This window comes from Staphylococcus sp. AC872 (assembly GCF_979255425.1).
The window spans coordinates 500098-512805 of sequence record NZ_CEEDKW010000002.1; the positions used below are offsets into that span (position 1 = coordinate 500098).

The 12708-nt window shown below is 30.8% G+C and carries 9 protein-coding genes; 7 read left to right on the top strand and 2 right to left on the bottom strand.

What is annotated here, in order from left to right:
* The first annotated feature begins 24 nt into the window (after positions 1-24).
* Positions 25-933: a ribonucleoside hydrolase RihC gene (rihC, locus tag ACZ267_RS05405; protein ID WP_002467284.1), complete on the top strand. Its 909-nt coding sequence runs from the start codon at positions 25-27 to the stop codon at positions 931-933.
* 67 nt (positions 934-1000) lie between these two features.
* Here rihC and ACZ267_RS05410 read toward each other — a convergent pair whose 3' ends face one another.
* The gene (locus tag ACZ267_RS05410; protein WP_002467283.1) at positions 1001-2206 is read right to left on the bottom strand and encodes a serine hydrolase domain-containing protein; all 1206 of its coding nucleotides are present in this window, start codon (positions 2204-2206) and stop codon (positions 1001-1003) included.
* A gap of 889 nt (positions 2207-3095) precedes the next feature.
* Between ACZ267_RS05410 and ACZ267_RS05415 the strand changes: the two genes are divergently transcribed.
* The 4 genes from ACZ267_RS05415 to ACZ267_RS05430 all read left to right on the top strand — a co-directional run bounded on the left by ACZ267_RS05415 (position 3096) and on the right by ACZ267_RS05430 (position 9641).
* Positions 3096-4328, top strand: coding sequence for an LCP family protein (locus ACZ267_RS05415; protein WP_015365204.1), 1233 nt, complete (start codon positions 3096-3098; stop codon positions 4326-4328).
* Between the two features lie 35 nt (positions 4329-4363).
* Entirely contained in the window at positions 4364-4834 is a 471-nt protein-coding gene (locus tag ACZ267_RS05420) for a DUF2538 family protein (protein WP_002450730.1), read from the top strand.
* 77 nt (positions 4835-4911) lie between these two features.
* Positions 4912-5343 carry a GNAT family N-acetyltransferase gene (locus ACZ267_RS05425; RefSeq protein WP_002465626.1) on the top strand — a complete coding sequence of 144 codons (432 nt, stop codon included), beginning with the start codon at positions 4912-4914 and terminating at the stop codon, positions 5341-5343.
* 221 nt (positions 5344-5564) lie between these two features.
* Positions 5565-9641 carry a glucosaminidase domain-containing protein gene (locus tag ACZ267_RS05430; protein ID WP_046464311.1) on the top strand — a complete coding sequence of 1359 codons (4077 nt, stop codon included), beginning with the start codon at positions 5565-5567 and terminating at the stop codon, positions 9639-9641.
* A gap of 143 nt (positions 9642-9784) precedes the next feature.
* Here ACZ267_RS05430 and ACZ267_RS05435 read toward each other — a convergent pair whose 3' ends face one another.
* Positions 9785-10204, bottom strand: a complete 420-nt coding sequence (locus tag ACZ267_RS05435; protein WP_002450733.1) for a MarR family transcriptional regulator — start codon at positions 10202-10204, stop codon at positions 9785-9787.
* Positions 10205-10356: 152 nt separating this feature from the next.
* On the opposite strand from ACZ267_RS05435, the gene ACZ267_RS05440 reads away from it, so the two are divergent.
* The gene (locus ACZ267_RS05440) at positions 10357-11364 is read left to right on the top strand and encodes an acyltransferase family protein (protein ID WP_015365207.1); all 1008 of its coding nucleotides are present in this window, start codon (positions 10357-10359) and stop codon (positions 11362-11364) included.
* A gap of 142 nt (positions 11365-11506) precedes the next feature.
* Complete coding sequence (locus ACZ267_RS05445; protein WP_002465612.1) at positions 11507-12682, top strand: aminotransferase class I/II-fold pyridoxal phosphate-dependent enzyme; 1176 nt, start codon at positions 11507-11509, stop codon at positions 12680-12682.
* Positions 12683-12708 lie beyond the last annotated feature (26 nt).

The following is a 12708-nucleotide window of genomic DNA, read 5'->3' on the forward strand; positions in this document are numbered from 1 at the left end:
ACTATTTTTAAGGAGAAGATGAACATGACGATATCATTGATTATAGATACAGATCCTGGTATTGATGATGCGGCAGCTATTAGCTTAGCGCTCAATCACCCGCAATTAGATGTAAAAATGATTACAACGGTAAATGGTAATGTGAATATTGATAAAACAACTGCTAACGCTTTAAAATTAAAATATTTTTTCAATAGTCATGTGCCTGTTTTTAAAGGCGCATCACGTCCATTAATTTCAAATCCTGTTGATGCAGCTGAAGTTCATGGGGAATCTGGTATGGATGGCTATGATTTTAAATCTCCTACAGATGAAAAAATTTCACCTATGAACGCTATCGAAGCCATGAAAAATGTATTAAAGGAAAGCACTTCCCCCATTACTATTGTTGCTATTGGACCATTAACAAATATTGCGCTTCTACTTGCTACCTATCCAGAAATCAAATCAAAGATTAAGCAAATTGTAATTATGGGTGGTAGTAGCGGCAGAGGTAACGTTACACCTCTTGCAGAATTTAATATATATTGCGACCCTGAAGCAGCTAATATTGTTTTTAACTCTCAACTTCCTTTGGTTATGATTGGATTAGATTTAGCACGTCAAGCCATGTTTTCCCATGAATTTATAGAAAAAATAAAAGCAACGAATCAGACTGGTGATATGTTATCTCAATTGTTCCAACATTATCGAACTGAAAATGTTCATGAAGGTCTCAAATTATATGATGTATTCACTATTTTATATTTAATAGATGCTGATCTATTTAATGTATTTGATGCAAATGTTCAAATAGAATTACAAGGTATACTTACTAAAGGGGCAACTGTTGTAGACTTTAATTCAATAGAACCTAACTGTCAGGTTGTTCATTCCCCTATTTCAAATTATTATCAACATGCGTTTTTACAAGCGCTTGCTCATTGTAAATAAATCAAAAACGCACATGTCGTATGTCTCATAGACAACAACATGTGCGTTTATATTTATATCATTATCATTACTTCACTTGAATTCCAGGAACATTATATTGCTTTTTCTGATGAAGCATATCATAGAATACATGTTTCATTTTATTCTCATTTGTTTCATCTGCTGTTTCGCCTTCAACAGTTAAGTTGCTTGCTAATATCACGATATATTTATCATTGTAATATACTGTGAATTTTTGTCCGAAGAATACACCATTGACTCGGTTCATGGTTGGCGTAACATAAAAACCGTATCGGTATTCCTTAGGATATTGTTTTGTACCAAATTCATGAAGTAATGGATTCGTTACATCCGCATCAAATATTTTATAATGTTGTAAAGCAAGTATTAATTGCCCCATATCATGAGGTGCCATATATAAATTACCTGCACCATAATATTGATCAAGAATTTTAGGATGCATTAAAGAGAATTTATTATGATTGATTTTATAACCCCTAGCCATATACTTTTGATATACTTTCTCATCAAAGAAAGCACTATGTTTTAATTTAAAAGGATTGGCTAGTCTACTATAATAATTTTCAACATAAGGTTTATGAGTTACTTTTTCAATTACTTTCGCAAGGACTAAATAATTGCCATCATTATATTGATGCTTATGATAAAATTTGTCATCAATGCCTTTTTGCTGAATTGATTTAACAGCTTGATCTAGATTTTTAATATTTGTAGATGCTTCATATTTATGTAGACCACTCTCATGTAGCATCAAATCTTTTAGCGTTATCTCTTTGCTTGTTTTAAACCAAGGTAAGTATTTTGTCACGGGGTCATTGATATTGACCTTATTTTCAACTTCAAGTTGTTTTAACATTAATCCAGTAGTGAATTTTTGAGAAGACCCAATTAAATACATCGTATTAGCTGAATTTTTTTCACCATTTTCGAAGTTTTTAAATCCATAACCTTTATCTAATTTAACTTTTCCGTTTTCAAATACAGTTGCAGTTCCATTAAAGTTAGTTGCTTTCAAATAATTATTGATATCTTTGTATACAGGATTTTTCTTATCCATCACATTTTTTAGTTTCTTAGGTGCCTTCTCATGTTTATCTTTTTTCAATATGTAAGTTTCATTATCGTTTTTTTGAAAAATACGACTGTCTGTTTGTAAGTATTCGCTCCATTTTCTCCCAAATATAATCATTAATACAATAAGTATTACTAATACTATTATGAAAAATATAATTTTAGTCTTATTCAGTTTCATGTTATTATTTGCCTCACCTGTTAATATCAATATTTTTCTTCAATATAAAATTTTGATATTATGACAATCATTTTTTATATCCATAATACTCCTAGAAAAATATTTAAATTAATCTATTATTTTTTTCTTTCTCAAATACAGAAGTAACACAACACTATCTTATTCAATTTTAAACTTACTTACACCATCCCTTTTTTAATCAGAAAATCAACTATAATATTAATGCACACTTATCAAGTAAATGAAATATAGTTAGTTAGTATAGTATTCATTTTATACACTATGCATAATTATAACGTATATCCCTTTTTAAATCACTTTAATTAAATGATACCTCTATAAAAAATTATTTCCATTGTACTTTAGTACCATAAAGCTAAAATGTGTATTAAAATTTTATTAAAGTGCGCAGATATATTACTAAATGTGTGTACGTAGTCTACTAAAAATATGTTCTTCAATTTAATCATTTATCAATACTTAACAGCTAGTCATCGAAAAATAAAATCATAGTATATAAATAAGGTATAATTATGCAAAATAATATGCATTGCTAAAAGATATAATCAAGAAGTCTATAAACCATTAACTCTATATCACATACTCATTCAATTATTTGTTACATAATAATCAATTTCAGTTTTTTTCTATAAATTCACAATAAATATAACTCTCTTATCACACTTAATACTTGGAATCATTTATAATATGAGATGTAAATTAAATTTTAAGAATGTAATAATTTTGTATATGTATGTGTTGTAATTTTAACTATAAAGTAATACAATTTAAGGCTATAGTGTGGAAAATAAATAACAACGATACCAAGAAACAACATAACTTTTAATAAAATAAAAAAATAAGTTTATACTATTTAGGAGCAACAAATATGAATAAATTTTTTAAATTCTTTTTAATTCTACTAACCTTCGCTCTTATTGCAATTCCTGTTGTTTTTGCTAATAATCTTTTCAAATCATCGGAGAAAGCATTTGAATCTTCTCAAGATAAAAGTAACGCTGATCGGCAATCTAACTTAAGAAGTTCAAAAATCGACCCTGAAAAAGATCCAATCTCTATCTTATTCTTAGGTATCGATGATAATGAAGGCCGTGAAAAAAATGGTCAGAGTTTGGAGCATTCAAGATCAGATGCAATGATTTTGTCCACTTTCAATCAAGAAAAACATCAAATCAGAATGTTAAGTATACCTCGTGATACAATTAGTTATATCCCTAAAGTAGGCTATTATGACAAAATAACTCACGCTCACGCATATGGAGGGCCTATTGCTGCTATGGATTCAGTAGAAGCAACAATGAATGTACCCGTTGATTATTATGCACGTGTTAATATGAAGGCATTCGTTCAAGCTGTTGATGAACTCGGTGGTATATATTATGACGTACCCTATAATTTAAATGAACCAAATAGTGATGATACTGGAAGAATTAAAATTAAGAAAGGCTACCAAAAGTTAAATGGTGATGAAGCTTTAGCTGTTGCTAGAACACGCCACCATGATTCTGATTTAAAACGTGGTCAACGTCAAATGGACTTAATTAAAATCTTATTCCAAAAAGCACAGACACTAGATTCATTTGATAAGTTAGACGAAGTCATTAGTATTGTAGGAAAAAATGCAAAACATAACTTAACTAAATCTGAAATTAAATCATTAGCTAAAATGTATTTATCTGATAGTGTAGAGATGAAAAAATCACAACTAGAAGGTAAAGACGATATGTTAGATAATATTTATTATTACAATCCGAGCATTAAGAGCATTCAAAAATATTCAAATATCTTGCGCTCTGATTTAGGGTTATCTAAAATTACAGATAAAGATGACTTCTTAAATCAAAGAGTCATTGACCATTATGGTTCATTAGTTCCATTAACTAAACTAGATGACTCGTTATTAAGAAAAGCACAAAATGATACAACAGATAAAAAGCATAAAAAAGATAACAGTAACGACACGAATCAACAATCAGATAATAACAATGAGCAATCTCAAAGCAACGATATGAACGAACAACAACCAAATGAAACAGTTAATAATCAAAACAATCAACAATCGACACAACAAGGTCAAGAAATTGATACAACTGCTTATTAATCCAGTTATATAGTGATATGAAAGGAGTTGCTAAGATGTCACGAAAAACATATGAAAAGATAGCCAATATCAATGGTATGTTTAATGTTTTAGAACAACAAATTATTCATAGTAAAGACATGGCTTTATTTAGAAATGAATTTTTCTATGTGAATCATGAACATAGAGAAAATTATGAAGCACTACTTATTTATTATAAAGAAAGTAATCATAATCCCGTTGTAGATGGTGCATGTTACATCGTAGCGCTTCCAGAAATTTTTAATAAAGTTGATATTTTCGAATCAGAACTACCATTTTCTTGGGTATATGATGAAAATGGTATAACCGAAGAAATGAAAAGTATTAGTGTTCCCTTACAATATTTAATTGCGGCAGCACTTGAGGTAACGGATGTAACACTATTTAAACCATCAGGGTTTACGATGGGAATGAATAATTGGAATATAGCTCAAATGAGAATATTTTGGCAATATACCGCAATTATTAGAAAAGAAGCTTTATAAAATAACAGATTATCATAGGGAAGAAGACATCAAACCATTCGTCTTCTTCCCTATTTTATATCCAAAGGAGATTAAATATGTTTAATGAAGTGACAAATGATCAAATGTTACAAGATTGTTTTAAAATTAGAAAAGAGGTGTTTGTTAAAGAACAACATGTTCCAGAAGACAATGAAATTGATAAATATGAAAACGAGGCAATACATATTATTGGTTACAACGAAGATAATCTACCAATTGCTACGGCACGCATACGAATGTTAAATGAAGAAATAGGTAAAGTTGAACGTGTTGCAATTCTAAAAGAATATAGAGGCTTAGGTTTAGGTTTAAAATTATTACAATTTGTGGAAAAAATTGCTCATACATATCAACTTACATTCTTAACGATGCACGCACAATATTATGCTATACCATTCTATGAAAAGTTAGGTTATAGCACTTCAGGACAACCATTTTATGAAGAAAATATTAAACATATTGTTATGGATAAAAATATGAATACTTGATGGCTAAATCTCACTAAATATTTTGTAATATTTCATTAAACTCAAATTAATAATTTTTATGAAATTACTTGCGTACCATCAATGTTTAAAGCCCTTACATCTCTGCCACACCAAATTTTTATAGGTTAAAATTCTATTACAAATCTGTTAAAAGACGTACACGTACCTATTCTCATACTATAATTAATACAAATTCAAAAGATACAAGGAGTAATTATATAATGACGAAAAAATTCAATTACAAATTACCGTCAATGGTTGCAGTAACTTTATTGGGAACAGCATTTACGGCTCACCATGCAGATGCAGCAGAAACAGCACAAGATCAAACAAAAAATAAAAATGTACTGGATGACCAAGCAACACTAAAACAAGCTAATAATGCCAAACAAGAAGTGAGTAATCCTACACAAAATATTTCTGGTACTCAAACTTATCAAGATCCAACTAAAGTCAAACCAGTAAAAACTACTTCTACAGAAAATAATGATGCATCAATTAATCAACAGAAGACTGAAAATGCTTCTACTAATGAAAATACAAATGTAAAAGCTCAAACTACAGATGCGTCAAATCAAAATAATAATCAAATCGATGAAAATTCAACTAGTGCAGAAACTCAGAAACAAGAAGAGTCAAATAAAGACCTCGAAAACAATGAAAATCAATCTTTACAACAAGATTCAACTAAAGAGAATAATCAAGAGGTTGCTCAGCAAAATGCTAGACAAAACGCTTCAACTACACAAGAAAAAGCGACTGAGACTACAACTCAAAATCAATCTCAAGAACAAGCTCAAACAACTAGTCAAAGTGCTAAACAAGCCGTTAAAGATAATGGTGGTTACAGTTTAGATGATGATGAAGATGATGTAGACGATGAATCTAATTCAGTTGGCGCTTCACAAAAGACACAAGCAATTCAACAATCTAAAGAAAATGTTGCTACAAGTACTGATACTAAAACGCAGTCAGCAACACCTAAAGCTAATGAGTTAAAGGCAAATAACGTGTCTAATGAATCTGCTAAGGTATCATCTACTCAGTCTAATGACAATGCTACTAAAGAAAATGCTAAACAAGTCACTACATTCAATTCAGTAGCTAAACCAAGAATGATGTATGCAACTGCTAATAGAGCAACTTCATCATTACCAAAGTATCAACCACAAGTGAAATCTTCAATAAATGATTATATTCGTAAAAAGAACTTTAAAGCACCACAAATCGAAGAAGATTATTCATCATACTTCCCTAAATATGGCTATAGAAATGGTGTAGGCCGTCCAGAAGGTATTGTGGTACATGATACAGCAAATGAAAATTCTACTATTACTGGCGAAATCAACTACATGAAAAATAATTACAACTCAGCTTTCGTACATGCATTTGTAGATGGTAACCGTATTATTGAAACTGCACCTACTGATTATTTATCATGGGGTGCTGGTCCAAATGCGAATGACCGTTTTATCAACGTTGAAATCGTCCATACACATGATTATGATTCATTTGCGCGTTCTATGAACAACTATGCTGATTATGCAGCAACACAATTACAATACTATGGTTTAAAACCGAATAGCGCTGAAAATGACGGAAGTGGTACAGTATGGACTCACGCAGCTATTAGTAGATGGTTAGGTGGAACAGACCATGCTGATCCACACGGATACTTACAACAACATAATTATAGTTACAACGAATTATATGATTTAATTAATGAAAAATATCAAATCAAGATGGGACAAGTAGCACCTTGGGGGACAACAACTACTACAAAACCATCTACAGGTGGTTCAACAACAAAACCATCAACAAATGATAAATTAACAGTTGCCGCTAATAGCGGTATGGCTCAAATTAAACCAACTAATAATGGTTTATATACAACTGTTTATGATAAAAAAGGCCACTCTACTAACCAAGTTCAAAAAGCATTGTCTGTAACCAAAACAGCTACTCTAGGTAGTAATAAATTCTACCTTGTACAAGATTATAATACTGGTGAAAAATTTGGTTGGGTTAAACAAGGTGATGTTGTTTATAACACTGCTAAATCACCTGTTAAAGTAAATCAATCTTACAATGTTAAACCTGGTACTAAAGCTTATACAGTTCCTTGGGGCACAGATAAACAAGTTGCAGGTACTGTATCTGGTAAAGGTAACCAAACTTTTAAAGCTACAAAACAACAACAAATTGATAAAGCTATTTACTTATATGGTTCTGTTAATGGTGTAAATGGATGGATTAGTAAAAGTTTCTTAACAACACCATCAACATCTAATACAACTAAACCTACTACGCCTTCTAAACCAGCAACTAACAATCAATTAACTGTCGCTGCTAATAACGGTGTAGCTCAAATCAAGACATCAAACAGTGGTGTTTATACAACAGTTTACGATAAAACAGGTAAATCAACTGTCCAAGTTCAAAAAACATTAGCAGTTTCAAAAACAGCTACTTTAGGTAATGATAAATTCTACCTTGTACAAGATTATAATACAGGTAAAAAATACGGATGGGTTAAACAAAGTGATGTTACTTACAACACAGCTAAAGCCCCTATTTCTATAAATCAATCTTATAATGTTAAACCTGGTACAAAAGCTTATACAGTACCTTGGGGTACGTTTAAACAAGAAGCTGGTACAGTTTCAGGTAAAGGCAATCAAACTTTTAAAGCTACTAAGCAACAACAAATTGACAAAGCTACTTACTTATATGGCACTGTCAATGGTATCTCTGGCTGGATTAGCAAATATTATTTAACTGAGCCTACTGCTACAAGAGCTGCATTTGCACAACCTAAAATGGCTACTAAATCTAATGTTGCAACTAATAATGAAGCAGCTAAAGCTCAATCACCAACTAATGTGAATACAACACAAGCCACAAAACAAATTGGTCAAGTGAAAGCTAATAATGCTGGTATCCGTAGTTCTGTATACGATAAAACTGCTAAGAGTGGTACTAAATATGCTGACCGTACCTTCACTATTTCTAAACAAAGAACCGAAGGCGATCAAACATACGTATTATTGCAAAATACAGCTTCAAATACACCTTTAGGCTGGGTTAATATCAATGACGTCGACGTTCAGAACTTAGGTAATGAAGCCAAATTATCAGGTCAATATAAAGTTAATAACAATAACAATGGCCTTTATTCAATAGCTTGGGGTACTAAAAATCAACAATTATTACCTGCTAGTCAATTAGCAAATCAAACATTTAATGCTTCAAAAGCGGTATATGTTGGTAAAGAAAAATATTTATATGGTACTGTAAATAATCGTACTGGCTGGATTGCTGCTAAAGATTTAGAACAAGCAAACTCAAATAATCCAGCAACACCTTATAACTACACTTTCGTTATCAAAAATAACCATGGCTATTATTACGACGAACCAAGTGCTAAAAATGGCTATTCTTTAAAAACATATTTTGAGAAACCATTTGTAGTTATTAAACAAAAACAACAAAATGGTGTGACTTGGTATTATGGTAAACTTACTAATGGTAAATACGTATGGATTAAAGAAAGTGATTTAACAAAAGAATTAGTTAAATATTCAAATACAGGTCGTACATTAAATCAAATGGCATCAATCCAAAATAACTTAAGTTTTGGTCCACAAGTTCAAAGAACTCCTGGTGTATGGTCAAACGCGACATTTGGCGAGACTAAAAATGCAATGGATTCAAATAAACTTGCTAAAGATCCAGTTTCTAAATATCAATTTTTACGTTTAGATCAACCACAATATTTATCTGAAGCTACACTAAATAAATTATTAAAAGGTAAAGGTGTTCTTGAAAATCAAGGTGCTGCATTTAGTCAAGCTGCTAAGCAATATGGACTAAATGAAATTTATTTAATTTCACATGCCTTATTAGAAACAGGTAATGGTCAATCTCAATTAGCTAAAGGTGCTAATATAACAAACGGTGTGGTTAATACACGTTCTACAACTAAATATCATAATGTATTCGGTATTGCTGCATTTGACTACAATGCTTTAGGTGAAGGTGTAAAATTTGCTAAAGCATCTGGATGGAATTCTGTTTCAAAAGCAATTATTGGTGGCGCTAAATTCATCGGTAATTCTTATGTGAAAGCTGGTCAAAATACTTTATATAAAATGCGTTGGAATCCAGAAAATCCAGGTACACACCAATATGCAACAGATATTAATTGGGCTGAGTCAAATGCACAAGTATTAAAAGGTTTATATGATCAAATTGGTGAAGTTGGTAAATTCTTCGATATTCCAAAATTCAAAGCCTAATTTAATACAACATTACGAGGTAAATCCTTGATAAAAAGCCAGTAGATGAATTCATCTACTGGCTTTTATTTACATATTAAAAGAGATCACCCTAGCCTATGTAGGATGATCTTCATTACAACAACATTGATACACAGTTATGATTAAATATAACTATGACGACTATTCAACTTATTTAATAGTTGGTTTAAATTCTCAATTTCACTTTCTGATAAACATTGGCATCGGGCTTCTATTAACTCACAACGTGCTGTATTAATCTGTTTAATAAGTGCGCGTGCTTCATCAGTAAGTACAAGTTCCTTACATCTTAAATCTTCATGTGATTGGTGACTTGTAATATAGCCTTTCAATACAAGTTTCTTAATCCATCTTGAGACAATGGATTGTTCTCTACTCACTTTCATTGTTAAGTCATATTGAGATAAACGGTCATAATTGTACAATATACGTAGTAATTCTAATTGTTCTGATGTAATGTCTGTTCTTTGTCCAAAGCGTCGGTTAACTATATTTAAATCATTGTTAGTAAGTGTGATAAGTTTTTCAAGTTGTTTATACATGCTGTTCTACTCCACTTTATTTAGTTGATAATATTATATGCTTTTTTTATAAGATATACAATAGGATTTTATGCTAAGGTCAAAATCGTTGCATAATTGCCATAAAATATAATAAATTAAGTACAGTCAAACATGAAAAAGGAGACATTTATATGCCTTCCATCAAGGAAAGGGATTATTTCTTTGATAATGCCCGAGCTATACTAATATTTTTAGTGGTGCTAGGACACCTATTACAGCCTTATACATCAGAAGATAAATACTTATCTGCATTATATCTTGTTATTTATAGTTTCCATATGCCAACATTCTTATTTATTTCAGGATATTTTGCGAAAAATTTGGATAAACCCTATTATCTAGAACATATTGCTAAAAAATTATTATTACCTTACTTTATATTTTTCGCATTTTACTCAGTTTATTATTTCTTAACTGGTAAAAGCGATAGCTTACAATTGGATCCATTCAATCCAGTCTTTGCATTGTGGTTCTTACTAACATTATTCTTCTTCCACGTTGTACTTGTTATTGTAAGAAGATATAATCCAATGATTGTGTTAGGAACCTCTTTACTTGTTTCAATTTTTGCTGGATTCTCAGCTAATATTGATGAATATATGAGCATTTCTCGTACTATTGTATTTTTCCCAATTTTTTATTTAGGACATTTATTTACTCAACAACAAAGTATGGTAATTAGAAGTAAAAAATGGGTGCCTATTTCTATAGTTGTATTTGTCCTTTATTTTATTGGGTATCTTATACATCCAATAAATGCAGATTGGTTGCTAGGAAGTTCACCTTATACGTCACTTGAACAAAATGCCGAAGATGTATATAGTCCACTCAAACGTTTATTACTTTATGCTGTAATACTAACTTCGATGTTTGCTTTTTTAAATTTAACATCTCAAAAATTACGCTTTTACACTTATATAGGTAGTCGAACGATGTATGTGTATTTATTACATGGTTTAATTATTGGTATTATCCGTGGATTCGGACTTTATCCATTCAAGTCACACGTTTCTATAATGACGTATTTATTTTTAATTTTATCTTCAGGAATAATTGTTTATCTTTTATCCAACCGATTTATATGTAAATGGACAAATCCAATTATTAACTTGAAATCCCCTTCTAAATTTAAAGGGTAAAAATCACTATAAAATTTTTGTTTTTATACCAAAATGTAGTACTAAAAAATATGTTATGATAGTAATAATTTGAAAGAATTATACGACTATTCAAACAATTCGTAGTACTATATTTTGGTATTTTTTAGAGGAGTTAAGATATATGAAATTACAATTGAACGAGCAATCTAAATTTTTAAGAGCACCTAGTATTCGTCAATTTTCTAATCGTATGCAGCATATTGAAGACTGTATTAATCTAACAATTGGACAACCTGATTTTTCTATGCCAGAGGTTGTTAAAAAAGCTTATATCAAAGCTATTGAAGACAATAAAACAACATATTCTCATAATAAAGGTTTACCTGAAACAAGACAGGCAATCAGTCAGTACTTTAACAATAAATATGGGTTCAACTATAATGTAGATGAAATTATCGTAACTAATGGGGCTAGTGAAGCATTAGATACTGCTTTAAGAAGCATCATTAATCCAGGGGACGAAATTTTAATTCCTGGACCTACTTATGCTGGTTACATTCCTTTAATCCAAACTTTAGGAGGGAAACCTGTATTTATTGATACATCGACCTCTGCTTTTAAAATCACACCTGAATTAATCGAACAATATATCTCAAGTCAAACTAAGGCAATTTTGCTTAATTATCCAACTAATCCTACAGGCGTGACCCTATCCAAATCAGAAGTTAAAGCGATTGCGGAAACATTATCTAATCATGAGATATTTATTATTAGTGATGAAATATATGCTGAAAATACCTTTAATGGCCAACATACTTCATTTGCTGAATTTGATATCATTAGAGATCAACTACTACTTATAGGTGGTTTAAGTAAATCACATTCTGCTACGGGCATTCGTATCGGTTTCTTAATGGGACCAGAGTATTTAATTGAAAAATTAACATTCATGCATGCTTATAATTGCATTTGTGCTAATGTCCCTGCACAACATGCGTGTATCGCTGCATTAACTGAAGGTTTAGAAGCACCTCAATATATGAACCAAGCATATATTGAACGTCGAGATTATTTGATCAATGCATTAACATCATTAGGGTTTGAATTGAATGCTAAACCTGAAGGTGCCTTTTACATTTTTCCGAGTATTAAAAAATACACAGAAGATGATTTTAACTTCTGTGTCGATGTTTTAGAAAAAGCACACGTTGCTATGGTACCTGGTTCATCCTTCACAGATATTGGTAAAGGACATGTTCGTATTTCTTACGCTTACGATATGGCCTTACTTAAGGAAGGTATGAAGCGTTTAGAAACATATTTAAAAACGTACTATCCAACTCAATTGACTAAATAAATAAAAACCACTTGTTGTTATTAAGA